The sequence below is a fragment of the Polaribacter reichenbachii genome, from assembly GCF_001975665.1.
In the GTDB taxonomy this organism is placed as follows: domain Bacteria; phylum Bacteroidota; class Bacteroidia; order Flavobacteriales; family Flavobacteriaceae; genus Polaribacter; species Polaribacter reichenbachii.
Genome location: NZ_CP019419.1, coordinates 1002066 through 1028995, shown reverse-complemented (window position 1 = coordinate 1028995; position 26930 = coordinate 1002066). Strand labels below are relative to the sequence as shown.

Annotated in this window: 19 protein-coding genes; all 19 read left to right on the top strand. The window is 31.4% G+C overall.

The genetic code is table 11. The features are described 5' to 3' along the window. The first annotated feature begins 1 nt into the window (after window position 1). The 19 genes from BW723_RS04235 to BW723_RS04150 all read left to right on the top strand — a co-directional run bounded on the left by BW723_RS04235 (window position 2) and on the right by BW723_RS04150 (window position 26875). Window positions 2-1294: a glycoside hydrolase family 117 protein gene (locus tag BW723_RS04235; protein ID WP_068361848.1), complete on the top strand. Its 1293-nt coding sequence runs from the start codon at window positions 2-4 to the stop codon at window positions 1292-1294. Further along, window positions 1287-2741 carry a sulfatase family protein gene (locus tag BW723_RS04230; RefSeq protein ID WP_068361851.1) on the top strand — a complete coding sequence of 485 codons (1455 nt, stop codon included), beginning with the start codon at window positions 1287-1289 and terminating at the stop codon, window positions 2739-2741. The genes BW723_RS04235 and BW723_RS04230 overlap by 8 nt, the downstream gene beginning before the upstream one ends. Before the next feature lie 132 nt (window positions 2742-2873). Next, window positions 2874-4550 carry a sulfatase family protein gene (locus tag BW723_RS04225; protein ID WP_068361853.1) on the top strand — a complete coding sequence of 559 codons (1677 nt, stop codon included), beginning with the start codon at window positions 2874-2876 and terminating at the stop codon, window positions 4548-4550. 134 nt (window positions 4551-4684) lie between these two features. Continuing rightward, window positions 4685-5686, top strand: a complete 1002-nt coding sequence (locus BW723_RS04220; RefSeq protein ID WP_068361855.1) for a GntR family transcriptional regulator — start codon at window positions 4685-4687, stop codon at window positions 5684-5686. Between the two features lie 3 nt (window positions 5687-5689). Next, entirely contained in the window at window positions 5690-7168 is a 1479-nt protein-coding gene (locus BW723_RS04215; RefSeq protein ID WP_068361857.1) for a xylulokinase, read from the top strand. A 17-nt stretch (window positions 7169-7185) separates the two neighbouring features. Next, window positions 7186-8511 carry a xylose isomerase gene (gene xylA / locus BW723_RS04210; protein ID WP_068361858.1) on the top strand — a complete coding sequence of 442 codons (1326 nt, stop codon included), beginning with the start codon at window positions 7186-7188 and terminating at the stop codon, window positions 8509-8511. Between the two features lie 72 nt (window positions 8512-8583). Next, window positions 8584-9999, top strand: a complete 1416-nt coding sequence (xylE, locus tag BW723_RS04205) for a D-xylose transporter XylE (RefSeq protein WP_068361860.1) — start codon at window positions 8584-8586, stop codon at window positions 9997-9999. A 216-nt stretch (window positions 10000-10215) separates the two neighbouring features. Further along, window positions 10216-11730 (top strand): alpha-L-fucosidase, encoded by a 1515-nt coding sequence (locus BW723_RS04200; RefSeq protein WP_068361863.1) that lies wholly within the window; start codon window positions 10216-10218, stop codon window positions 11728-11730. Between the two features lie 40 nt (window positions 11731-11770). Beyond that, entirely contained in the window at window positions 11771-12781 is a 1011-nt protein-coding gene (locus tag BW723_RS04195) for a zinc-binding alcohol dehydrogenase family protein (protein WP_068361865.1), read from the top strand. A 17-nt stretch (window positions 12782-12798) separates the two neighbouring features. Beyond that, window positions 12799-14451 (top strand): UxaA family hydrolase, encoded by a 1653-nt coding sequence (locus tag BW723_RS04190; protein ID WP_068361866.1) that lies wholly within the window; start codon window positions 12799-12801, stop codon window positions 14449-14451. Between the two features lie 50 nt (window positions 14452-14501). Further along, window positions 14502-15932, top strand: coding sequence for a tagaturonate reductase (locus BW723_RS04185; RefSeq protein ID WP_068361868.1), 1431 nt, complete (start codon window positions 14502-14504; stop codon window positions 15930-15932). Window positions 15933-15935: 3 nt separating this feature from the next. Next, window positions 15936-16763, top strand: a complete 828-nt coding sequence (locus BW723_RS04180) for an amidohydrolase family protein (RefSeq protein WP_068361871.1) — start codon at window positions 15936-15938, stop codon at window positions 16761-16763. Window positions 16764-16827: 64 nt separating this feature from the next. After that, on the top strand, window positions 16828-17619 hold the full coding sequence (locus BW723_RS04175) for an SDR family oxidoreductase (protein ID WP_068361874.1): 792 nt from the start codon (window positions 16828-16830) through the stop codon (window positions 17617-17619). Between the two features lie 120 nt (window positions 17620-17739). Further along, window positions 17740-19062, top strand: coding sequence for an L-fucose:H+ symporter permease (gene fucP, locus BW723_RS04170; protein ID WP_068361876.1), 1323 nt, complete (start codon window positions 17740-17742; stop codon window positions 19060-19062). Window positions 19063-19240: 178 nt separating this feature from the next. Beyond that, a complete protein-coding gene (locus BW723_RS04165) occupies window positions 19241-19582 on the top strand; it encodes an L-rhamnose mutarotase (RefSeq protein WP_068361880.1) in 342 nt (113 codons plus the stop codon). A gap of 87 nt (window positions 19583-19669) precedes the next feature. Further along, window positions 19670-21232 carry an FG-GAP repeat domain-containing protein gene (locus BW723_RS04160; protein ID WP_139059119.1) on the top strand — a complete coding sequence of 521 codons (1563 nt, stop codon included), beginning with the start codon at window positions 19670-19672 and terminating at the stop codon, window positions 21230-21232. 442 nt (window positions 21233-21674) lie between these two features. Further along, window positions 21675-23981 (top strand): T9SS type A sorting domain-containing protein, encoded by a 2307-nt coding sequence (locus BW723_RS04155; RefSeq protein WP_068361885.1) that lies wholly within the window; start codon window positions 21675-21677, stop codon window positions 23979-23981. 34 nt (window positions 23982-24015) lie between these two features. Beyond that, on the top strand, window positions 24016-24186 hold the full coding sequence (locus BW723_RS17820; protein WP_169835730.1) for a hypothetical protein: 171 nt from the start codon (window positions 24016-24018) through the stop codon (window positions 24184-24186). Between the two features lie 172 nt (window positions 24187-24358). After that, entirely contained in the window at window positions 24359-26875 is a 2517-nt protein-coding gene (locus tag BW723_RS04150; protein WP_068363513.1) for a glycoside hydrolase family 2 TIM barrel-domain containing protein, read from the top strand. The last annotated feature ends 55 nt before the right edge of the window (window positions 26876-26930 follow it).

Genomic DNA, 26930 nt, shown 5'->3' with positions numbered 1-26930 from the left:
AATGAAAAATTTAAAATTAATAATAAGTATTTTTTACTTTTTATTATTGATTTCTTGTAATCAGGAAGCAAAAAAAGATCAAGAAAAAGAAGTTTCTTTAGAAAACTTAAAAGGCTATCCTTGGCATATTCCTCAGACAAAACCAGATAGGCCTTTAAGTGCCGCAAACGAAAGACTTTATGATAGGTATATGGCTCCTAGACCACAAGATAATGAATTGTTTTCTCAATTTAAATATACCAAGTTAAAAGGATTTGATTATAGTAATGGTGATGGAACTGAGTCTAGAAGAGATCCATCAAAAATTATCAAAGAAAATGGTAAATACTATGTTTGGTATACTTATAGAAAAACCATAAAACCACCTGTTGGCTTTGGGCGTGCACATTTATCTACAGATAAAATTCCGTCTACAGATTGGGATTTGGCAGATATTTGGTATGCAACATCTAAAGATGGCATTACTTGGCAAGAGCAAGGTCCAGCAATAAAAAGACCAGAAAAACCTGCTTTAGGATGGCGTTCTGTAACCACTACAGATATTTTAAAATGGAAAGGCAAATACTATTTATATTTTCAGGCATTTAATGAAGCAAGTGGTACAAAAGGAGATCATTGTCCTGTAGCAGCAGCTTATGCAGATTCACCTGATGGACCTTGGACAATAGTTGACCAAGAAATTATACCAAATGGAGAATCTGGTACTTGGGATCAGTACTCAATTCACGATCCTTATCCATTGGTTTATAAAGGAAAAATTTATATCTATTATAAAGCAGCCTATGGAGTTCGCCCAGAGTATATTGTAGCAGCAGGTTTGGCAATTGCAGATAATCCTTTAGGACCATTTAAAAAACATCCATTAAATCCTTTATTTAACTCTGGTCATGAAACAGCAATGTTTCCTTTTAAAGAAGGAATTGCAGCAATAATCACTAGAGATGGTAACGAAAATAGTACCATTCAATATGCTCCTGATGGAGTAACTTTTGATATTGCTTCTGTAACAGCACTATTGCCATTTGCTGCAGGTGCATATGTGCCAGATGCATTTACCAGCAATGGTAATGGACGTGGAATAACTTGGGGATTATCTCATTTTACGGGTTCTCAAGGTGCAAGTACTGGTAATAGAAGAAAATACAGTTATTTAGCACGTTTTGATTGCGATTTAAGTTTAGATTTAAACGATCCTCAGATGAAAGATACACGATTATATTTAGATCCTGAAGTTTATTTTTCTAGAAAATTAAGTAAAAAACAACTGAATAGAATTCAAAAAGAAAATGAATAGTTTTAAAATTAAGTCTGTTTTTTATAGTATCACTTTTCTTCTTTTCATAGGATGTCAAAAAAGTACACAAACAACTATAATTCAACAACCCAACATTCTTTGGATTAATTTAGACGATCTTGGAAGAGAGTTAAGTTGTTATGGAAACACAGATGTTAAAACACCAAATATGGATAAATTGGCACAAGAAGGTATACGTTATACAAACGCTTATTCTAATGCGCCAGTTTGTTCATCAAGTCGTTCTTCGCAGATTACAGGTATGTATCCTAGTGCTATAAATGTGCTTAATCATAGAACAATTGATAAAGAAAATTTACCTGATGGGGTTGCTACAATTATGGAAATTTTTCAAAAAAATGGTTATTTCTGTAGCAATGGTTGGGCACATAATATGAACAAAAAAGGAAAAGAAGATTATAATTTTTTAGGTAACAATTTTTTTGATGGCACAGACTGGAATCAAAGAAAAGAAGGGCAACCATTTTTTGCACAAGTACAAATTCACGAACCACATCGTAGTTTTAAATACGATAAAGAAAACGCAATAGATTATAAAAAAGTAACCTTACCTGGTTCGTATCCTAATCATCCTTTGTTAAAAGCAGATTGGGCAAAATATTTAGAAAGTGTTCAAATTGGCGATAAACAAGTAGGTCAAATTCTTGAAAGATTAGAAAAAGAAGGTTTAGCAGATAATACCATTGTAATTCTTTTTGGCGATCATGGGCGTCCGCATTTAAGAGATAAACAATGGTTGTATGAAGGTGGTTTGGCAATTCCGTTAATTGTTCGTTATCCAAAGAAATTAAAAGCAGGTACAGTTAAAGATGATTTAATCAGTTTGGTTGATATTACCTCAAGTACGTTAAAATTAGCAAATATCGATGTTCCTAAAAATATGTATGGAAAAGATGTTTTAGGTGGTAAAAAAAGAAATTATATTTTTGGCTTTAGAGATCGTTGTGGAGATGCTGTAGATGATATTCGCTCAATTTCAGATGGTAAATTTAAATTAATTTGGAACAGAATGCCACATTTACCCTATATGCAATTATCATCCTATAAAAAATTACAATACCCAGCTTTTTCGTTGTATAATGTGTTACATCAAAAAGGCGAATTAAAATATCCATACAATCAGTTTATGGCAAAAACGCGCCCAGAAATAGAGTTGTATAATTTACAAGATGATAAAAATGAGCTGTATAATTTATCTGATAAAGAGGAATATCAAACCATAAAAAATACACTATTTAAAGTTTTATCAGTCAAATTAAAAGACATCGAAAAGAATAGAAAACCAGAATCTGCAGCAGCAATTCTTAAAGCTAAAACAGGTTCTTATCAATATTATTTAAAAGGAATAAAAAAAAGAGGTTTACCAGAAAATGCTACAGATGAGCAAATTGTAAAATATTGGGAGCAAGACTTATTAAAAAGTTAAGATAAAATACAGTAAAATGTTTGCTTAAAAGAACATTTGTTTTATTGTTCAGCTCATTTGTGTAGCTGCTTTAATGTAAATTATTAGTTATTTGTTATAGTCGATAATTAATTATTATAAAATAGTTACTCAATGATATTTTTAAAAAGAATTGCAATTCTAACTTTAGTGCTAAGTATTTTTTCTTGTAAGCAAGCAGAAAGTCAAAAAACGGCAAAGCAACCAAATATTATTTACATTATGGCAGACGACCATACTTCTCAAGCTTTTGGGATTTATAACAGTCGTTTATCAAAATTAAATCCTACACCAACTTTAGATAAGATTGCGAATGAAGGGATGATTTTTGACAACTGTTTTGTAAACAATTCAATTTGTACACCAAGTAGAGCAGCCATTTTATCTGGGCAACATTCACAAGCAAATGGAGTATTAGATTTAGAAGGTAGTTTACCAAAAGAGCATCAATATTTGCCAATTGAAATGAAAAAATTAGGTTACCAAACTGCAATAGTTGGTAAATGGCATTTAAAAGAAGAACCAAATTTCGATTATTATAACGTATTTACAAAACACGGTCAGCAAGGTTCTTATTTCGATCCTTACCTAACAGAAACAGGTATGAATTTCGCTAATGAAAAAGACCCAGCTTACGAAGGTAAAATGTACAAAGGGCACAGTTCAGATATTGTTGCAGACATTACTTTAGATTGGTTAAAAAATAAGAGAGATAAGAATAAACCGTTTGTACTATTTCATCAATACAAAGCACCTCATGACGATTTTGAGTATGCACCAAGATACAAAGATTATTTAGCAGACACTTTTATTCCTGAACCAGAAAGTTATTACGATAATGGTAATAATGGTTCTGAAGGTACAAGAGGTAAAAACGACTCTTTAATTCATGTAATTGGTTCATCTTTATCAAAAAGAAATACAATTAGACATATGGGAATGCGTATGTGGAGCAATAAATATTCTAAAAGAAACAATCCAGATTTTGATATTCATCAAGCTGATGGTTTAAGCGAAAAAGAATACATGAGTGCTACTTATCAAGAATACTTAAAAAGATATTTAAGATGTGTAAAAGGTGTAGATGATAATGTTGCACGATTAATAAAATACCTAAAAGAAGAAGGTTTGTATGATAATACCATTATTGTTTATACTGGTGATCAAGGTTTTATGCTAGGTGAGCACGATTACATTGATAAAAGATGGATGTATGAAGAATCTTTACGTATGCCATTTTTTGTAAGATATCCTGAGTCTATAAAAGCAGGAAGTAGAACTGATGCAATTATAAATAATACAGATTTTGCACCAACTTTAATAGAAATGGCAGGTGGTACACCACCAGAAAAAATGCAAGGGCATAGTTTTAAACATATTTTAGAAACTGGTAAAGAACCAGAAGGTTGGCAACAATCTACTTATTACAGATATTGGATGCACATGGCACATGCACATGCAAATCCTGCACATTTTGGTATTAGAACTAAAACTCACAAACTAATTTTCTTTTATGGTAAATATTGGGTAGATACAGACAATCCAGATGCAGATTGGAACAAAAAAAGTTGGGGTAATCGATTTACCTTACACACACCAGCTGCTTGGGAGTTTTACGACTTAACAAAAGATCCTAAAGAAATGAATAACGCATACAATGATCCAGAATACAAAGATATTATTGCCAATTTAAAAGAGCAGTTAATTGCCAAGCGTAAAGAACTAAATGAAGAAGATGGCGAAAAATATCCTCATATTCAAAAAGTGATTGATGAACATTGGAATGACTAATAGTTAGAACTATAAAATTAAAAAAAGCAGATTTAATTATAAATCTGCTTTTTTTTGTTGATATAATATTTTTTATAGGTAGAATAAGTTTTATTCACATTTTTTCATATATTTACAGAACGGAACAGAACAGTATGGATAAAACAAATTTTTATTTTAAAATTAATCATCAAAGTGATATTCCAAAATATCAACAGATTGTAAATGCTATTAATGATGCTATCGCAGAAAACCTTTTTGTTATTGGAGATGCTATCCCTTCAGTAAATAAAATTTGCGCAGCCACTCAACTTTCTAGAGACACTGTTTTTAAAGCATATTCTATTTTAAAAGAAAACGGAGTTATAGAATCTGTACCTAATAAAGGGTATTATATAGCCAATGAAACTAAAAAAGTTTTGTTGGTGTTAGATACTTTTAAGGCGTATAAAGAAGTGGTTTATCATTCTTTTGTGCAAAATTTATCAGAAAATATAATTGTCGATTTACAATTTCATCATTATAATATTGATAATTTTAAAACCATTTTAAACAATTCTAAAGGTAAATATTACAAGTATGTTGTAATGCCTTTTAATCATAATGATGTGCCTGAGGTAATTGCTGATATTGATAATGATAAATTATTATTAATAGATTGGAGCGTACATTCTATTAGCAACAATAATTACGTTTTTCAAGATTTTGGGCAATCTTTTTTCGAAGCTTTAAAAGGTGCAACAGAAGCGTTTAGTAAGTATAAAGAATTGGTTTTCTTGTATCCAACTTTTACTTATCATCCTATAGAAACAGTAGATTATTTTAAAGAATATTGTGCTTTAAATAATTTCAATTATAGAATTGTTACAGACCCAAAAACATTTAAAGTTCATAAAAACACTGCTTATATAAGTACGAGTGATAGAATGTTGGGTAGGTTTTTAGAGCAATCTAAAGAGAAAAATTACGAGCCTGGTAAAGACGTAGGCTTTCTTTCTTATAACGAAACACCTATGAAAAAATTTATTTACAAAGGTATTTCAGTCATTTCTACAGATTTTAAAGAATTAGGAACAAAAGCAGCAGAATTTGTAATGCAAGATAAATTAATGCAGCATTATGTGCCTACAAAATTAACACTAAGAGAATCATTATAAATTATGTATTACATAGGTTACGATATTGGTAGTTCTTCTATAAAAGTTGCTTTGGTTGATGCAAAATCGGGCGCAAATATCATCACAAAAAATGAACCAGAAGCTGAAATGGAAATTTTAGCAGTTCAGAATGATTGGGCAGAACAAGACCCTGAAATGTGGTGGAATTATATTTGTATTGCTACAAAAAAAGCCATTGCAGAATCAGGAATAGATGCATCTAAAATTACAGGTATAGGCATTTCTTATCAAATGCATGGATTGGTTGTGGTTGATGAAAATCTTAAATCTTTACGAAATTCAATTATTTGGTGCGACAGTAGAGCAGTAGCAATTGGCAACAAAGCCTTTAACGATTTAGAAGAAAAGTGTACAGAACATTTACTAAATTCTCCTGGAAATTTTACAGCTTCTAAATTAAAATGGGTAAAAGATAATGAACCAGAAGTTTATGATAAAATTCATAAATATATGTTACCTGGAGATTTTATCGCAGCGAAATTATCTGGTAAAGTCTGCACAACTAAAAATAGTTTATCAGAAGGTATTCTTTGGGATTATAAAGAAGATAAAGTTGCAGACTGGTTATTAGAATATTATGGAATATCGCCATCCTTAACTCCAGAAGTTGTCGATAATTTTACAAATCAAGGCGAAGTTCATGCAAAAGCTTCAGAAATTACTGGCTTACCAAAAGGAATTCCTATTGTATACAGAGCAGGAGATCAGCCTAATAATGCATTGTCTTTAAATGTGTTTAATCCTGGTGAAGTTGCTGCAACTGGTGGTACATCTGGCGTTATTTATGCAGTTACAGATCAATTAAAATCAAAAGAATCTATCAGAATTAACAATTTTGCACACATTAATTATGCTAAAAATCTTAAAAATGTAGGTAAGTTGTTATGTATTAATGGTTCAGGTATTTTGTATAGATGGCTTAAAAATAATTTAGGTGATATTTCTTACGAAGAGATGAACGAAAAAGCATCTCAAGTTGCTGTGGGTTCAGAAGGTGTTTCCATTTTACCTTTTGGTAATGGAGCAGAACGTATGCTAAATAACACAAATATTGGTGCTCATTTTGTGAATGTAAATTTCAATATTCATAATAACGGACATTTATACAGAGCAGCTTTAGAAGGTATTGCTTTTTCATTTGTATACGGAATGGAAATCTTAAAAAACGACAACGCAAAAATTGATGTAATTAGAGCAGGGAATGATAATTTATTCCGTTCAGAAATATTCTCAAATACAGTGGCTACTTTAATAGGGCAAGAAATAGAGATTTATAATACAACAGGTGCAATTGGCGCTGCAAGAGCAGTAGGTTTAAGAAATGGCGATTTTAAAACCTTTGGCGAAAACATTACTAATAATGATCATGTAATGACATTTGTTCCTTTAAAAAATAAAAAGGCTTACGAAGAAGCTTATCAAAACTGGAAAACCGAATTAGAAAAAAAATTAAGTAAATAAATTAATAAAAAAAAATTATGGCAATTATAGGAAATAAAGAATACTATAAAGGTATTGGAGAAATTAAATTTGAAGGTAAGGAATCAGACAATCCTTTAGCGTTTAAATACTACAATCCAGACCAGGTTGTGGCAGGTAAAACAATGCGTGAGCATTTTAAATTTGCAATTGCGTATTGGCATACATTCTGTGGTCAAGGTTCAGATCCTTTTGGTCCTGGAACACAAAATTTTGCTTGGGATCAATCTTCAGATCCAGTACAAGCAGCAAAAGATAAAGCAGATGCAGCTTTCGAATTTATTAGTAAAATGGGTTTTGATTATTTCTGTTTTCACGATTACGATTTAATTCAAGAAGGCACAACTTTTGCAGAATCAGAACAAAGATTAGCAACAATTACAGAGTATTTAAAAGGTAAACAAGCTGAATCTGGTATCAAATTATTATGGGGTACAGCAAACTGTTTTTCTAATCCAAGATATATGAATGGTGCTGCTACAAATCCAGATTTCAATGTAGTTGCAAGAGCAGGTGGTCAAATAAAATTGGCTTTAGATGCAACTATTGCTTTAGGTGGAGAGAATTATGTTTTTTGGGGTGGTAGAGAAGGTTATATGTCTTTGTTAAATACAGATATGGGTCGTGAGTTAGATCATATGGGTCAGTTTTTAACAATGGCAAGAGACTATGCAAGAGCCCAAGGTTTTAAAGGTAATTTCTTTATTGAGCCTAAGCCAATGGAGCCAATGAAACATCAATACGATTTTGATTCAGCAACAGCAATTGGGTTCTTAAATAAATATGGTTTACAAGACGATTTTAAAATGAATATCGAAGTAAATCACGCAACATTAGCACAACATACTTTTCAACACGAATTAGAAGTTGCTGCAAATGCAGGAATGTTGGGTAGTTTAGATGCAAATCGTGGAGATTATCAAAACGGATGGGATACAGATCAGTTTCCAAATAACATTCAAGAAACTACAGAAGCTATGTTAGTATTCTTAAAAGCTGGTGGTTTACAAGGTGGAGGTATCAATTTTGATGCTAAAATCCGAAGAAATTCTACAGATTTAGAGGATGTTTTTTATGCTCATATTGGTGGTGCAGACACATTTGCAAGAGCTTTATTAATTGCTGATAAAATTATGACTTCTTCACCTTACGAAAAATTAAGAGAAGAACGTTACGCTTCTTTTGATGCTGGTAATGGAAAATCTTTTGAAGACGGAAAATTAACAATGCAAGATTTATACAAGATTGCACAAGAAAATGGAGAGTTAACTTTAAAAAGTGGTAAACAAGAATTGTTCGAAAACATTATTAATCAATATATCTAAAAAACAAAAACCCAACTAAATATTTTATTTAGTTGGGTTTTTTGACTAAAACTAATTACTAAAAACAACATTATGGAAAAAACAACGAGTTCAGGTTATCTGCTAAAACTAACTTTAGTAGCCACCTTAGGTGGATTGTTATTTGGTTACGATACAGCAGTGATTTCGGGTACAGTAAGCTCTTTAGAAAGTTTTTTTGTACTTCCTTTTAAGTTAGGAGAAAATGCTGCAAATGCACGTTTAGGTTTTGTTGTTTCTAGTGCATTAATTGGTTGTATAATTGGTGGAATTTTTGGTGGTGTTGTCAGTAAAAAATTAGGTAGAAAAAAAGGGTTAATTCTAGCTGCTTTGCTGTTTCTGTTTTCAGCATTAGGTTCATCAATGCCAGAAATATTTATAAAACCAATTGGCGAAGGCGATCATAATTTAATTTACGTATTTATAGTTTATAGAATTATTGGTGGTATAGGAGTTGGTTTAGCTTCTATGTTATCGCCTTTGTATATTGCAGAAATTGCACCTGCAAAAAGTAGAGGTAAATTAGTTTCTTTAAATCAGTTTGCTATAATTTTTGGTATGTTAGTGGTGTATTTTGTAAACTACTATATAGCAAAACAAGGAAATGATACTTGGTTGAATACTATTGGTTGGAGATGGATGTTTGCATCAGAAATGATACCTGCATGTTTATTTTTATTTTTATTGTTTTTTGTACCAGATACACCAAGATCTTTGGTTTTAAAGAACAATCCAGAAAAAGCATTAAATGTTTTAATAAAGGTTAATGGTTTAGAAGAAGGAAAAAGAATTTTAGCCGAAATTCAAAATACAGTTGTTAGTCATTCAGGAAAATTGTTTTCTTTCGGAATTGGTGTGATTATAATAGGTTTGTTATTGTCTATTTTTCAGCAATTCGTGGGTATTAATGTAGTTTTATATTATGCACCAGAAATCTTTAAAAGTATGGGTTCTGGTACAGATACAGCTTTATTACAAACTATAATTGTTGGTGCTGTAAACTTATTATTTACGGTTTTAGCTATTATGACAGTAGATAAATTCGGTAGAAAACCTCTAATGATTATTGGAGCTTTAGGTATGGCAGTTGCCATGTTTGCATTAGGAGGCGCATTTTTTAGTGAATCTGTGGGTGTTTTTGCATTGATTTGTATGTTGGTTTATGTTGCAAGTTTTGCGATGAGTTGGGGGCCAGTAGTATGGGTGTTGTTATCAGAAATTTTCCCGAATAAAATTAGAGGCAAAGCAATGGCACTTGCTGTTGCAGCACAATGGATTGCCAATTATATTGTTTCTTGGACTTTTCCTATGATGGATAAAAACTCCTATTTACTAGAAAAATTCAATCACGGATTTGCCTATTGGATTTACGGATTAATGGGAATAATTGCAACATTTATTGTATGGAAATACGTGCCAGAAACCAAAGGTAAAACTTTAGAGGAAATGGAAAAAGTATGGGGTAAATAAGTTGTTATTCATATAAATATTTAATTTACAAAGACCTATAAGAGAAATTTTATGGGTCTTTTTTGTTTTTCAGAAAACTTAAGAAAGATGTGTAAAACATCAGTAAACTAGAACAAATGACTATTTGTTGCACAAATTAAAACATACGAATATTACTATTAGCTAAAAATAGACCTAATTTGTATTAAGAAAAAATATTAATCAACCTAAGTTATAATGAGTAGGAAATTATCAGCATTAATCTTATTTGCAATTGTGGTTCTTGTTTCTTGTAAAACAGAAGAAAAAAAAGCGGTTGCAGAAAACAAAGAAGTTTACGAGGCAAATTGGGAGTCAATAAAAAAACATTATAAAGACCCAGAATGGTTTAATCAAAAGAAGTTTGGTATTTTTATTCATTGGGGTGCTTATGCAGTGCCTGCTTATGGTTCAGAATGGTATCCTAGAAATATGTATATGGACTCTGCTAGATATACAGCTCAATTAAAACATCAAGCAGATGGTCCTTCTAGAGAGTTTTTATTTCATCAAAAAAACTTCGGAGATCATAAAAAGTTTGGGTACAAAGATTTTATTCCGATGTTTAAAGCGGAAAAATTTCAGCCAGCAGAGTGGATTTCACTTTTCAAAAAAGCGGGTGCAAAATATGTAGTTCCTGTTGCAGATCATCATGATGGTTTTGCTATGTATAAATCAAATACAACTCGTTGGAACTCTTTTGATATGGGGCCAAAAAGAGATGTTTTAGGTGAGTTGATGAAAGAAGGTAGAAAACAAGGTTTAATAATGGGAGCTTCTTCTCACTTTGCATTCAACTGGTCTTTTTACAATAAAAAAGATCATTTTGATACCACAGATCCAGCATATGCAGATTTATATTCATCAAAAGGAAAAAATTTAAGAGAACCCGTTTCAGAAGCATTTAAAAAACGTTGGTGGTTAAGAACAAAAGATTTAATCGATAACTATCAACCAGATATTCTTTGGTTCGATTTTATGTTAGATACTCCAGAGTTTAGAGAATACAGACCAAAATTAGCAGCTTATTATTATAATAAAGGGCTTGAGTGGGGTAAAGAAGTTGTGCTACAAGACAAAAACTTTTACGAACAAGCTTTTCCAGAAGGTACAGTTATTTATGATTTAGAAAGAGGAAAATTACCAGACATTCGTAAACTGCCTTGGCAAACAGATACTTCTATTGGTAAAAATTCATGGTCTCACGTAACCAACTGGAAATCTAAAACTGCAAATTCTTTGGTTGATGATTTAATTGATATTGTTTCTAAAAATGGAAACTTATTATTAAACGTTGGACCAAAAGCAGATGGAACAATTCCTGAAGATCAAGAGAAAATTTTATTACAAATTGGAGCTTGGTTAGATGTTAACGGAGAGGCAATTTACGATACAAAATACTGGAGAACTTTTGGTGAAGGACCAACAGAAGTTGGTACAGGTCATCATTCAGAAGGTGGTAATAAAGCGTTTACGGGTCAAGATATGCGTTTTACGCAGAAAGATGGTAACATTTATGCAATTTTAATGGAGTGGCCAGAAAATAATAAAGTTACTATTTCATCAATAAAAGCAAGTGATAATATTAAAAACGTTACAATGCTTGGTAGTGACGAAAAATTAACTTGGAAACAAACTGACAAAGGTTTAACTGTACAAATGCCAAAAGTTAAAAAAGGAGATTTTGCATTTACACTTAAGCTTATAAAGTAATTTAAATTAGAACTAATCGAATAGTATTAAAACACAACGAATGAAGTACATAGTTTGTGAAAAACCCGGAGAATTTATCTTAAAAGAAAAAGAGGCTCCAATAAGAAAAGAAGGCGAAGCCTTATTACAGATTAATAAAGTGGGTATTTGCGGTACAGATTTACACGCTTATGCAGGGAATCAAGCATTTTTTACTTATCCAAGAATTTTAGGGCATGAATTGGCATCAGAAGTTTTAGAAATAGGAGAAAATGCGAGAGGAATAAAAGCTGGAGATAAAGTAGTTGTTATGCCTTATGTAAGTTGTGGTAAATGTATTGCTTGTAGAAATGGCAAAACAAACTGTTGCACAAATATTACTGTTTTAGGTGTACATGGAGATGGAGGAATGCAAGAACAAATTACGGTTCCTGTAGACATTTTATTACCTGCAAATAACCTGTCAGATAACGAAATGGCTATTGTAGAGCCTTTGGCTATTGGTGCACATGCAGTAAGAAGAGCAGCAATTCAAAAAGGTGAAATTGTTGCAGTTGTAGGTGCAGGACCCATAGGAATTGGAATTATGAAATTAGCTCAGATTGCAGGTGCAAAAGTAATTGCTATTGATATGAACGAAGATCGTTTAACATACGCCAAAGAAAAGATTGGTGTTGATTATATTGTAAAAGCAGGAGCAGAAGCAGTAGAAGAAGTTTCAAAAATTACCAATGGCGATTTATGCACAGCAGTTTTTGATGCATCAGGAAATAAGTATGCTTTAGAATCTTGTCCAGATTATATGTCTCATGGAGGTCGATTTGTTTTGGTAGGCTTATCTAAAGGAGAGTTAACGTATACACATCCAAAAGTACACGCTAAAGAAATGACATTAATGTGTAGTAGAAATGCAACTACAGAAGATTTTGAACACGTAATTAGTGTGTTAAATCAGTTTCCAACAGAATCATTTATTACGCATTCTGTAGCTTATACAGAAATGATCGAAAATTTTGATAGTTGGTTAGATCCAAAAACGGGCGTAATCAAAGCGACTGTAAGTTTTAATTAAAAAAAAGAAAGAACCAAATGTCTAAAGACTACGTTCAAATAGATACAAGAGACAATATTATCGTTGCAATAAATCCTTTAGAAAAAGGGAGAATTATAGAAGTAGCAGGTAAAGAAGTTGTTTTAAAAGAAAACATTAAACAAAAACATAAATTCTCATTAAACGATTTTAATGTTGGAGATGAAATTTATATGTATGGTGTTTTAATAGGTAAAGCTGTTCAAGAAATTCCTGAAGGATGTGCCATTACCATAGATAATGTAAAACACGCATCCGCAGAATTTAAAGAAGAAAAAGAAAAATTTACATGGTCTGCACCAGATGCATCTAATTTTGAAGGAAGAACTTTTAACGGTTTTCATAGAGAAGATGGTAAAGTAGGTACTGCAAATTATTGGTTGGTAATTCCGTTAACGTTTTGCGAAAACAGAAATGTTGATGTTTTAGAAGGTGCTTTATCAGAAAAATTAGGGTATGAAACCAAAAAAGATTTTGCTGTAGATACAGATGCTTTAATTCAACAATACAAATCAGGAGCATCTAATGATGCTATTTTTAACACACCAATTATCACTACAAAAGAAGAAATGTCTAAAAACAGAATATTCCCAAATGTAGACGGAATTAAATTCTTAAAACACGATGGTGGTTGTGGAGGTACACGTGAAGATTCTCAAATGTTGTGTCAATTATTGGCAGGTTATATTACCAATCCAAATGTTGCAGGCGCTACCGTTTTTAGCTTAGGATGCCAAAATGCACAAATTGAAATGTTGCAAGAAGCTATTGATAAAATAGCACCAAATAACACAAAACCAGTTCACTTTTTAGAACAGCAAAGAAGTGTAAGCGAAAGACATTTAATAGAAGAAGCTGTAAAATATACCTTTTTAGGTTTAGTTGAAGCCAATAAATTAGAGCGTAAACCTGCACCATTAAGTAAATTGACTTTAGGTTTAGAATGTGGTGGTTCAGATGGTTTTTCAGGAATTTCTGCAAATCCGGCTTTAGGTTACGCCTCAGATTTGTTAGTGGCTTTAGGAGGAAGCCCAGTTTTAGCAGAATTTCCAGAATTAAATGGAGTAGAGCAAGAATTAATCAATAGATGTGAAACTGAAGAAGATTCTAAAAAATTCTACGGATTAATGAGAGCGTATTCAGCAGCTGCAGTGGCTGTAGGTTCTGGATTTGAGAACAATCCTTCACCAGGAAACATCAAAGATGGATTAATCACAGATGCAATGAAATCTGCAGGAGCAGCTAAAAAAGGAGGAACATCTCCTGTTGTAAAAGTGTTAGATTATACAGAACAAGTTACAAAACCGGGTTTAAATTTATTATGTACACCAGGAAATGACGTAGAATCTACAACAGGTTTAGTTGGTTCTGGTTGTAATGTTGTGGTGTTTACAACAGGTTTAGGAACACCAACTGGTAATCCTGTTGCACCTGTTTTAAAGATGTCTAGTAATACCAATTTATACGAACGTATGAATGATATTATTGATATCAATGCAGGAACTGTAATTACTGGTGAAGACACTATTGCAACTATGGGAGAAAAGATTTTAGATCATATTATTAGAGTTGCCAGTGGAGAAACACCATCAAAAGCAGTTTTACACGGAAATAACGATTTTATTCCTTGGAAAAGAGGAGTTTCATTATAATTAATTACTAAAAGCGAAAGGCAGAGTGCTAATTGCTAAAAGAAAAAATAATGCAAAATTTAAACAGAAGTACAGCTAAAGTAAAAACATATACAGAAAGAATTGTGCAATTTGGAGAAGGTAATTTTTTAAGAGCCTTTGCAAACTGGATGATTCACGAAATGAACAAACAAGCCGATTTTGATGCTGGCGTTGTTGTTGTTCAACCTATCAATCAAGGGTTAATAAAGATGTTAAACGATCAAGATGGATTGTACACTTTATACTTAAACGGAATTAAAAACGGAGAAGCAATTAGCGAACACGAAATTATCGATTGTATTCAAAGAGGTATAAATCCTTATGAAAACAATGCAGATTATTTAGCAATTGCAGACAATCCAGATTTACGTTTTGTAATTTCTAATACCACAGAAGCTGGTATTGCTTATAATGCAGATGATAAATTAGATGATGCTCCACAGAGCAGTTTTCCAGGGAAATTAACAGCATTATTATACAAGAGATTCCAAACTTTTGGAGGTGCTTCAGACAAAGGAATGATTGTAATTCCTTGTGAGTTAATTGATAAAAACGGAGAAAATCTAAAGAAAATCATTTTACAATATGCAGCTGATTGGGATTTAGGAGGGGATTTTGTAGAATGGATAAATGAAGATAATATTTTTTGTAACACTTTGGTAGATAGAATTGTACCCGGTTATCCAAGAGATAAAATGGATGCAATCACCAAAGAGTTAGGTTATAAAGACAATTTGGTGGTAGAAGGTGAGCAATTCCATTTATGGGTAATTGAAGGGCCGTCAACTGTAAAAGAAGAAATTCCAGCAGAGGCTTGTGGATTAAACATTGTTTTTACAGACAATCAAGAACCATACAGAACTCGTAAAGTGCGAATTTTAAATGGTGCACATACTAGTTTAGTGCCAGTTGGTTATTTATACGGAATTGATAAAGTTCGTGAATCTTTAGAAGATGATGTTGTTGGTGGTTTCCTAAAGGATGCCATTTTCGAAGAAATTTGTCCAACTTTAGATTTACCAGAAGCAGAGTTAAATCAGTTTGCAAATGATGTGCTAGACAGATTTAGAAATCCGTATTTAGAGCACGCTTTAATTAGTATTTCTTTAAACTCAACATCAAAATACAAAACAAGAGTATTGCCATCAGTTTTAGAGTACATCAAAAGAAAAGACGCATTACCAAATCGTTTATTATTCTCTTTAGCTTCATTAATTGCTTTTTATAAAGGCGATAGAAATGGTGAAGCAATTCCTTTAAAAGATGATCAATCAGCATTAGATTTCTTTACAAATCAATGGGCAACTAATGATATACCATCTATTGTAAAAGCTACTTTAGAAAATACAGGTTTTTGGGGAGTAGATTTAACTTCTTTTAATGGTTTACAAGAAACAGTTACAAAACATTTAACTGCAATTACAGAAAAAGGAATGCAATCAGCATTAAAAGCATTGTAAAAAATGATTATAGATTCACACCAACATTTTTGGCAATACGAACCTGTAAAACACAGCTGGATAGATGATGAAATGGCTGTAATTCGACGTGATTTTTTGCCAGAAGATTTACAAAAAGTATATCAAGAAAATGGTGTGGATGGTTGTGTTGCTGTGCAAGCAGACCAAACTTTAGGAGAAACTGATTTTTTAATTGATTTAGCATCAAAAAACAATTTTATAAAAGGAATTGTGGGTTGGGTTGATTTAAGAGGAAATGATATTGAGCAAGTCTTAGAAAAATATAGCAATTATAAAGCTGTAAAAGGTTTTAGACACGTTGTGCAAGGAGAAGCAGATCATAACTTTTTGTTAAGGCCTAATTTTTTAAACGGAATTTCAGCATTAGAAAAACACAATTTCACGTATGATATTTTGGTGTTTCCACATCAATTAGGAGCAACTTTAGAGTTTGTAAAGAGATTTCCAAACATCAAATTTGTAATAGATCATATTGCAAAACCGTATATAAAAGATGGTTTTTTTGATGGATGGGCAAATCAAATGAAAGCCATTGCTAAACTAGAAAATGTGTTTTGTAAAGTATCTGGAATGATTACAGAAGCCAATTACAAAACTTGGACAGAAGTAGAACTAAATCCGTATTTGGATTTAGTATTTAATGCTTTTGGTACAGATAGAATTATGTATGGTTCAGATTGGCCAGTTTGTTTAGTGGCAGGTAATTATGGTCAAGTAAAAAATATAGTAACCAATTTTATTGCAGATTTTTCTGATGATGAAAAAGCCAAAATAATGGGTGAAAATGCAATTAAATTTTACAATTTGTAAATGAATTTAAGCCCATTCAGGCTTTTAAAACCTGAATGGGCTATTTATATAAAAATATTAAGTAATGGATTTAGGATTAAAAGATAAAGTAGTATTAATAACTGGAGCAGCAGGAATTAAAGGAAGTATAGGAGAAACTATTGTACAACATTTAGCTGCAGAAGGCGCAATACCAGCCATTATAGATAGAAACGATAGAGGTTTTGTATATGTAGAAGAATTGCAAGCAAGAGGCATAGATGCTATTTTTTGTAAAACGGATGTTACAAACCCAGGCCAAATAGAAGCATCTATAAAGAAAATTACAGATAAATATGGTAAAATAGACGCTGTAATTAATAATGTTGGTGTTAATGATGGTGTTGGTTTAGACGCGTCTTACGAAGATTTTATGTGGTCTTTAAAACTAAATATGGTCAGTTATTTTTTAGTGGTAAAACACGCTTTACCATTCTTAAAAGCATCAACAGGAAATATCTTAAATATTGGTTCTAAAGTTGGTTTAACAGGTCAAGGAGGCACTTCTGGTTATGCAGCATCAAAAGGAGGAGTTTTAGGTTTAACCAGAGAATGGGCAGTAGATTTAATCAAAGATAAAATTCGTTGTAATGCAATAATTATAGCAGAAAGCTGGACACCAGCTTACGATGCTTGGATTAAAACTTTAGAAAATGGAGAAGAAAAACTAAAATCTATTGTTAAGAAAATCCCGTTAGAAAATAGAATGACAACACCAGCAGAAATTGCAGATCAGTGTTTGTTTACTATATCAGAAAGATCGTCACACACTACAGGTCAGTTTATAGCTGTAGATGGTGGTTATGTAAATTTAGATAGATCTTTATTAACAGAATAATGTATAAAATATTAGTTCGAGATATTTTGTTTTAGAAAGTTAAATCAAGAACTAATTCAAGTTTCATTGTTAAAATTAAAAAGATAAAAGACTTTTAATATTATTAAAATTAACTAAAATATGAGTCAGCTTAAAAAAATACCAGTAGTAAAAAAGGAATTGTTGTTCCCTTTTATTATCATAACATCGCTATTTGCTTTATGGGGAATTGCCAATGATTTAACAAATCCTATGGTTTCTGCATTTAAAAAAGTGATGCCAGAATTGTCTAATATGCAAGCATCATTAGTGCAATTTGCCTTTTATTTTGGATATTTCTTTATGGCTTTACCAGCAGCTTTATTTATCAGAAAATACAGTTATAAATCTGGAATTATTTTAGGGTTAAGTTTGTATGCAATTGGTGCATTTTTGTTTTATCCTGCAGCAGCAAAGGAAACATTTACGTTCTTTTTAATCTCTTTATGGGTAATTACTTGTGGATTAGCGTTTTTAGAAACCACATCAAATCCGTTAATTTTAGCTTTGGGTGATAAAGAAACATCAACACAACGTTTAAATTTAGCGCAAGCATTTAACCCAATTGGTTCTTTAACAGGAATGATTATTGCACAGGTTTTTGTAATTAGTGCTTTACGATCAGATGATTATACAGTAGAAGCTTATAATGCACTTTCTTCGGATGAATTAGCAGCAGTTAGAGAAAATGATTTAGGAATAATTAGTGTACCTTATATAGGTTTAGGTATTTTGGTTTTAATCATAATGACGATTATCATCTTTACAAAAATGCCAAAAACGGCAGAAGAAGATAAAATGTCGCTTTCTGAATCTTTCAATAAATTATTTGCAAATAGCAATTATAAATTCGGTGTTGTTGCACAAGCTTTTTATGTAGGTGCGCAAATTATGTGTTGGACATATATTTTTCAATATGTAGATAATATTAATGAAACTTTAGGTATGGAGTTAACAGCAACTTATTTTAATGTAGCTGCAATGATTTCATTTTTAATTGGTAGATGGATAGGAACTGCTTTAATGAGAACAATTAATCCATCAAAAATGCTAATGATTTTTGGTATTGGAGGTGTAGTTTGTTGCGCAGGTGCTATTTTATTATCAGGTATGCCAGGTTTAATTTCTTTAGTAGCAGTTTCAGTTTTTATGTCAATTATGTTTCCAACTATTTACGGAATCGCTTTAAAAGATATGGGAGATGAAGCAAAAATTGGTTCAGCAGGTTTAGTAATGGCGATTGTAGGTGGGGCTTTAATGCCAGTTTTACAAGGAGGAATTTTAGATTGGGGAGGTTCTGGTTTTGCTGATGTAAAAGTGTTAGGCTTTATTCCAGAAGTTAATTTCTCTTTTATTTTACCATTAATTTGTTTAGCAGTTGTAGCCTTTTATGGATATTCAACATATAAAAAGTCAAAAGCATAGTTATAACTTTTGTTCAATACATTATTTTAAATTATTGAGTTGTACAAACTATAAATAATTGCCACGAATTCACGAATAAAAAATCTTTTTAAAGATTTTTCGTGATAATTATTCATTTTCATTGGTGAAAAATTCGTGAATTCGTGGCTGATAAATCTGTTTTAATTAAAAAAAACTTATGAACACAAAAAGATACTGTTATTCTTGCGATTTAAAAGACGATTCTAAATTAATTGCAGAATACAAAGAATACCACGCAGCAGGAAATGCGTGGCCAGAAATTACCAAAAGCATAAAAGATGCTGGTATTGTAGATATGCAAATCTATTTAACAGGTAATAGAATGTTTATGATTATGGAGGTTGATGAAACTTTCGATCCTGCAAAAAAAGCAGCAATGGACGCTAATAATCCAAAAGTGCAAGAATGGGAAAACCTAATGTGGGATTATCAACAAGAATTACCTTGGGCAAAAGATGGCGAAAAATGGATTGAATTGGAAAAGGTTTTTCAACTTTAATCAGTAAAAATATTTATCATTTATAAAAGCAGTTGTTTAGGACTATAATTCTAAACAACTGCTTTTAATTTTTTATTAAGAGTTATATTGAAAAAAATATCAAATACTATGATTCGTGGTTTACTTTTTTTATTGATGACTTTAGTTTTTTTTAATTGTAATAAATCAAACAAAAAAGAAAAATTAGAACCTGTTGGGTCTGAGCTTAAATTTACAGGAAAAGCATTAGCAGAAATGCATTGTGCTAGATGTCATTCATTTCCAGAGCCTAAAGTAATGCCAAAACGTTATTGGAAAGAAGTATTACCAATTATGGGATTATTTTTAGGAAAACGTCCTGAAGGCAAAATGTTAGGAGATTATAATAATATTATTGCTAGAGAACGATTAAAAGCATCTTATTTATTTCCAGAAAAAGGATTAATTACAGATAAAGAATGGGAAGCGATAATTCAATTTTATGATGATAATTCTCTTGAAAACATTCCAGATGTAAAACCTATTTTAAATAGAAATTTAGCACTGTTTAAAAAAGAAATTCTTCCTTGGCAATCAAGTGGAAATGGATTGACTTATTTAAATTTTCAGGATAACGAGTATCATTTGGGTTTTAATACTGATCATGAATCATTTTATATAAAGCTTGATAAAACAGGAAAATTGCTACAGAAAAATCAAATGACTTATCCTTTGGTTGATGTAATTCAGAATGGTAAAATAGAATTTCTACTCAGTATGGGGCGTATGTTTAATGTGGATGAACCTACAGGAAGTATTGCTGTCTTAGCAGATAAACCAGAGCCTATAAATTTAATCGGTAATTTAGAAAGACCTGTTGATTTTGTTATTGATGATTTTGATAATGATGGAATAATGGATTTTTTAGTGGCTGAATTTGGTAAATATCTAGGAGGCATAAACATTTATTCTGGCAGACAGAATATTAAGAAAACAAACGTTCATCCCAAACCAGGAGCTGTAAAATTTGTTGTAAAAGATGTTAATAATGATGGTTTAAAAGATTTTTTTACTCTGGTAGCTCAAGAAGATGAAAGTGTTTATCTATTTATAAATAAAGGTAATTTTAAGTTCGAAAAACAACAATTGCTAACATTACCATCTTATTATGGAACTACACATTTTGAGCTCTTAGATTTTGATAATGATGGAGATGATGATATTATTTGTTCAAGTGGAGATAGTGATGATTTTGCAAGTGCTTTAAAACCGTATCATGGCGTAAGAATTTTTGAGAACAAAGGAAATTATAAGTATGAGCAGGTTTGGTTTCATAAACAAGAAGGTGCTTATGGTACAGCATCAGCAGATTTTGATAATGATGGAGATATAGATATTGCTTCTATTGGTTATTATGCATCCCTACAAAACAAAGATGACGAAGCTTTTTTCTATTTTGAAAATGTAAGCACTAAAACCAATCAATGGAGTTTTAAAACTCATGTACTTCCAACAAATACAAATAATAGCTTTATGCTTATTAAAGCAAAAGATATCGATAATGATGGCGATGTAGACCTTTTATTAGGAAGCAATACCAGTATTTTCTCAGATAAAAGAAAACAAAAAATTAATACTCTTTGGACTCAAGAAGGTGGTGCTATCACTATTTTGCGAAATACTAGTAATTAACTGAAATACCTTTTCAATAAATAAATACCAAATTTTTCTTTTTTGATTTTCTTTGTATTTAATAATATATCTGTGCAATTATAAATTATTTATAATTTGCCTGCTTTGGCATTGTATTTTCTTAAATTATTCTCTTACAAATGTTAAAATAAAATAGCTTGTAAAATATATCCTATTTTAACTCTATTAGTTTCTATTTTAACCACAATAACAAATAAATTTTCACCTGTAATTGTTAAAAGATTGTAAATAAGTAACTTATATTTATTTTAATTTTTAAAGTTAGTACATATGTTTTGTGTTGTAGAACATATGTTTTCCTTGAGCTATTACTGTTTAATTAGTTTTGATGCTAAATTATTGTTAAAAAATAATGATATATATAAAATTATTGTTAACAAATTTTTAAATCAATTAATAATTAACTAAAATCAAAATTAAAATGTTTAGAAAATTACTTTTTTTTGGGTTACTCTTGGTTGGGGTTTCCTTACAAGGTCAAACAGGGCCATCTATTACCATTGATTCTGCGCCTTTAACAGTAGAGGTTGGTGGTACAATTGCTGTAACAGTAAGCTTTGATGCTGGTGATGATGGAGCAGGAACAGATTATACTGTTGATGGTAATGTTGGAATGATATTAAGAGAATATGATACAACAACTAACCCTGAAGGGATAGTATGGAAAAATGCAGGAAACGTAAGTCAGAATGGTGTTCATGCTGGCACTGTTAATTCTAATAATTTACAAGCGCTTAATACAGTTCCTTCCGCAGATTTAGATCCAGGTAAAGAGTATAGAATTGTATGTTGGATTACAAATTCTGATGGTGTAAGAATAGAAAAACAACAAGTAATAACAGTAATAGAAGGTCCAAATATTAAATATACTTCACTTCCAACAGAAATTGCAGCAGGAATAAGTGGTGTAGGAGTTGGTAAAGGGTCTGTAAAAACAATAGTAACTTGGTCAAATGTAACTCCAGGTTCTACACTCTATAATCAGTTAAGAGATGCTAATGGAGTACAAGTTGGTGGTAAAACTTATGCTATAACTACAGCAGATGGCTCTCAAGAAATTGAATGGGGTTATTTTGGTGGTGGAGAATTAGTTGCAGGTACAACAGGTACAATTAATTCTAATTATGCTGGTACAACTGATCTTTCTGAGCCTGTTTCAATTGTTAATGATATTACAAGATGGACAGGTTCTTCAGGCACAGACTGGGATACTGCAGGAAACTGGACAAATGGAGTGCCAACAGCTTCTTTAAAAGCAGTTGTGCCAGATGTGTTTAATCTTCCAGTAGCTTCTGGTTCAGTTACTGCTATAGATCTTACTTTGCAAGATGAAGCATCTTTAGCTGTAAGTGGTGCTGTTACTGCTTCTGGTTCAGTAACATTAAATTCAGGTTCATCTTTAACGGCTACTTCTTTATCTGGTGCTTTAACTTATAATAGGTCTTTATCTACGCCAGATTTAACAGGAGATTCTGCAGCTGATAATTCAGCTGGATGGTATTTGGTGTCTTCACCTGTTTCTGGAGAAACTTATGATGATACTTGGGTTACTAATAATGATATAGCTTACGGTTCAGGAGATAATAGAGGTATTTCTACCTATGTTCAAGCAGATGATACTTGGTCGTATATGCAATCTGGAGGTGGTAATAGTTTTAATGAAGGAATAGGATATTCAATGAAAAGAGCGTCTACAGGAGATGTTTCTTTTACGGGTTCGTTTAGAGCGTCTAATATTACAGATATTGCATTAACTATAGATGGTTCAAATGGTTATAATTTAGTTGGGAATCCTTTTATAGCTTATCTTTCTTTAAGTGATTTAATGACTGCAAATAATTCAGGAGGTAATGATTTATTAACTGAATCAACAATTTGGATGTGGGATTCTGCTAATAAAACTTATAATGCAACAACTGGTAGTGTTCAAATTGCACCGGGTCAAGGGTTTTTTGTAGAAGCTTCAGCAGCAGCTAGTACATTTACAGTAAATACATCTATGTTAAGTACACAAACTGCAGATACTTTTCAAAAAACAGCTACTACAGAAATTCAATTAAATATTACTGATGGAGATTTAACTAGATATGCAAAATTAAATTATGTAACTGGAGCTACAAAAGAATTTGATAATAGTAAAGATGCTAAATTGTTTGGTGGTGTTGCACAGCCTTTTGCAGTGTATACAAGCTTATTATCAAACAATGTTGGTAAAAAATATCAAATTCAATCTTTACCAAATTCAGATTTTGAATCTATGATTGTTCCTGTTGGTATTAATGCAGCAGCAGATAAAGAAATTACTTTTTCAGCAGCAGTATTAAACTTACCTTCTGGCATAAATGTTTATTTGGAAGACAGACAAACAAATACCTTTACAAGGTTAGATGAAGCAAATAGTACATATAAAGTTACTTTAACAGCAGCTTTAAATGATACTGGTCGTTTTTACTTACATACAAGAGCTAGTGTATTAAGTACAGATAATCTAGAGTTAGATACAATTAGTATTTATAAAACAAACAATTCAACTTTAAGAATTACAGGTTTAACTCAAGGAAAATCTAGCTTAAAATTATTCAATATTTTAGGTAAACAAGTTTTAAATACATCTTTTACTTCTAATGGAGTAAGTGATGTTAATTTACCAAGTTTAGCAACCGGAATTTACATAGTTCAGTTATCAACAGAAAACGGAATGTTAAACAAAAAAATAACTTTAGAATAAGAAATTAGTTAACCAAAAAATACTACACAAAGTCATGGAAAAAAAATTAAATAAACAAGAAGAAATAACAAGAAAAGACGCTATTAAAAAAATCGGTAATTACGGAAAGTATGCTGCACTAACAGCTCTAGGAACTTATATGATTTTAAACCCGCAAAAAGCACAAGCAGCTTCTGCACCTTCTGATCCTGGAACTGGATTTTAACTAAACAAGCTTATATTAGTAGAAAGCGTTGCACTCAGTTGCAACGCTTTTTTTTATAATTGTATTTGCGAAAACCTTGTTCATAAATCTTAATTGATACAATTTAGAACATATGTTACATCAAAGTGTTTTTGCTTACAGTAATTTTAACCTTAAATAAATGCAATTTATAATGAACAAAAGATTCAGTTTTTTAGCAACCATTTTTATACTTCTTTTAGGAGTTTTTAATTCAGTAGCTCAAGACAGAGAAACCGACTTTAATTTTAACTGGAAATTCTCTTTAGTTGAGGATACAAAAAAGCCATCAAAATTACCTTTAGATGATGAAAATTGGAGAGATATTCGTTTGCCTCACGATTGGAGTATAGAAGCTCAGTTTGATGAAAAACTAGAAGGAGCAACAGGTTATTTACCTGGTGGAGTTGGTTTGTATCAAAAGCATTTTGCTACTCCTACAAGTACAAAAAATAAAAGCATTTATGTTTTGTTTGATGGTGTGTATAACAACGCTACATTTTGGCTAAATGGTAAATTGTTAGGCGAAAATCCTTATGGATATTCTCCAACTTATTTCGATTTAACAAAGCATTTAAAAACAGATGGTTCTAAAAATGTATTAACGGTTCACGTAGATCATTCAAGATATGTAGATAGTCGTTGGTATTCTGGAAGTGGAATTTACAGAAACGTCAAATTAATCACTGTAGATAAATTACACATTCCTATTTGGGGAACTTTTGTAACTACTCCAGAAATTACATCAGAAAAAGCAGCAGTAAATATTCAAGTTCAGGTTGCAAATCAAAATAGAGGTGCTGCTTCTTTTGATTTAAAAACCAAAATAGTTGATAATAATGGAAATGTTGTTGCAGAAATTACGGAAAATCAAAAAGTAAAAGGAAGAAAAGAAGGTGTTTTCAATCAGAAATTAGAAGTTAAAAATCCTAAGATTTGGCATATTGCAAAACCCAATATGTACACTGCAATTACAACCATCAGCAAAAAAGGAAAAATTGTTGATAGTTATACAACTCCATTCGGAATTCGTAGCATTAAACACGATAAAGAACAAGGTTTCTTTTTAAACGGAGAATCAGTTTTTGTAAAAGGGGTTTGTATACATCATGATGGAGGTTTAGTGGGTGCTGCAGTTCCTAAAGGAGTTTGGAGACGTCGTTTACAAAATTTACGTGATGCTGGTGTAAATGCAATTCGTACTTCTCACAATCCTTTTTCGCAAGAATTTTATGATTTATGCGATGAAATGGGCTTTTTAGTGCAAGCAGAAATTTTTGATGAATTCGATAATCCGAAGGATAAAAGAGAAAACTTAAATGAAAAACACGACGATTATTTTTCTAGAGGATATACAGAGCATTTTCAAAAATGGGGAAAAAGCGATTTAACACGCTCTATTTTAAGAGATCGAAATCACCCGTCAATTTTTGAATGGAGTATTGGTAATGAAATAGAATGGACTTACAAAGATTACAAACACGTAAGTGGTTTATGGGATGAAGGAGCACCTAATTACTGGAATAGAATTCCGAATATTTCTGCAAAAGAAATGCAAAAACGTTACCAAGAATTGCCAGATAGAAAATACAAATTAGCAGAAACTTCTAAGAGATTAGCAGGTTGGGTTAAAGATTTAGATACATCAAGACCTGTAACTGCAAACTTAATTATTCCTGTAGCAAGTTTAGCTTCTGGTTATGCTCAAAATTTAGATATTGTTGGGTTTAGTTATCAAATTAATCAATACAATTGGAGTAAAAAATATTACCCAGAACTTCATTTTACTGGGAATGAAAACGCTGGTGCTTGGCAAGAATGGAATTCAATAATCGAAGACCCTATGATTTACAGTATGTATATGTGGACAGGTATAGATTATTTAGGTGAAGCTAATAAACAATGGCCACAAAAAGGTTGGGATGGAGATATTCTAGATTTTGCAGGCTTTAAAAAAGCAGGTTTCGATCACTTTAAAAGTATTTGGGTAAACAAACCAAATCTTGCAATTGGTACTTATAAAATAGAAGATACTTCAATTATAGACTCTTTAAGCGGTCAAGTAAACTTAACTAAAAAACAACTAAACTGGAATAACAGCCAAGCTCAAAAAAGCTGGAACTATAAAAAGGGCGAAATGATTATGGTAGAAATACCAACAAACTTGCACAAAGTTGAATTGTTTTTAAACGGAAAAACTTTAGGTTTTAGATCTTTAAGCCAAAGTCCTGATCGTATTTTACGTTGGGCTGTTCCTTTTCAAGAAGGTGTGTTAACTGCAAAAGGTGGTTTTGATGGTCAAGAACAAGAAGTAATTTTAAAAACTACTACAAAACCAGTTACCATAAAATTATCTGTAGATAAAACAGTATTAACAGCAGATGGTTATGATGTTGCACACGTAATTGCACAACTAATAGATAAAGATGGTAATAAAATTACAAGTAATAATGAAGCTAAAATCTCTTTTTCTATTGATGGTAATATTCGAGTATTAGGTATAGACAATGGATCAAAATTTAGCGTGCAAGATTACAGTGCAAAAAGTGTAATTACCAATAATGGTAAAGCTTTATTGTTATTACAATCTTTAAAAGAAAAAGGTAAAGTAACAGTTAAGTTTACAGGTCAAGGTTTAAAAGGAGACTCAATTTCTATAACTGTAGAGTAAGTAATTGCTATGTTTTAAGAAGTAATACTCAATTAACTAGAAAAAATTAAATTAA

Coding starts and splice junctions, on each gene's coding strand:
- BW723_RS04225 (WP_068361853.1), top strand. CDS start 2,874: ATGATATTTTTAAAAAGAATTGCAATTCTAACTTTAGTGCTAAGTATT.
- BW723_RS04180 (WP_068361871.1), top strand. CDS start 15,936: ATGATTATAGATTCACACCAACATTTTTGGCAATACGAACCTGTAAAA.
- BW723_RS04220 (WP_068361855.1), top strand. CDS start 4,685: ATGGATAAAACAAATTTTTATTTTAAAATTAATCATCAAAGTGATATT.
- BW723_RS04200 (WP_068361863.1), top strand. CDS start 10,216: ATGAGTAGGAAATTATCAGCATTAATCTTATTTGCAATTGTGGTTCTT.
- xylA (WP_068361858.1), top strand. CDS start 7,186: ATGGCAATTATAGGAAATAAAGAATACTATAAAGGTATTGGAGAAATT.
- BW723_RS04235 (WP_068361848.1), top strand. CDS start 2: ATGAAAAATTTAAAATTAATAATAAGTATTTTTTACTTTTTATTATTG.
- BW723_RS04185 (WP_068361868.1), top strand. CDS start 14,502: ATGCAAAATTTAAACAGAAGTACAGCTAAAGTAAAAACATATACAGAA.
- BW723_RS04190 (WP_068361866.1), top strand. CDS start 12,799: ATGTCTAAAGACTACGTTCAAATAGATACAAGAGACAATATTATCGTT.
- BW723_RS04230 (WP_068361851.1), top strand. CDS start 1,287: ATGAATAGTTTTAAAATTAAGTCTGTTTTTTATAGTATCACTTTTCTT.
- BW723_RS04195 (WP_068361865.1), top strand. CDS start 11,771: ATGAAGTACATAGTTTGTGAAAAACCCGGAGAATTTATCTTAAAAGAA.
- BW723_RS17820 (WP_169835730.1), top strand. CDS start 24,016: ATGGAAAAAAAATTAAATAAACAAGAAGAAATAACAAGAAAAGACGCT.
- BW723_RS04150 (WP_068363513.1), top strand. CDS start 24,359: ATGAACAAAAGATTCAGTTTTTTAGCAACCATTTTTATACTTCTTTTA.
- BW723_RS04165 (WP_068361880.1), top strand. CDS start 19,241: ATGAACACAAAAAGATACTGTTATTCTTGCGATTTAAAAGACGATTCT.
- fucP (WP_068361876.1), top strand. CDS start 17,740: ATGAGTCAGCTTAAAAAAATACCAGTAGTAAAAAAGGAATTGTTGTTC.
- xylE (WP_068361860.1), top strand. CDS start 8,584: ATGGAAAAAACAACGAGTTCAGGTTATCTGCTAAAACTAACTTTAGTA.
- BW723_RS04175 (WP_068361874.1), top strand. CDS start 16,828: ATGGATTTAGGATTAAAAGATAAAGTAGTATTAATAACTGGAGCAGCA.
- BW723_RS04215 (WP_068361857.1), top strand. CDS start 5,690: ATGTATTACATAGGTTACGATATTGGTAGTTCTTCTATAAAAGTTGCT.
- BW723_RS04155 (WP_068361885.1), top strand. CDS start 21,675: ATGTTTAGAAAATTACTTTTTTTTGGGTTACTCTTGGTTGGGGTTTCC.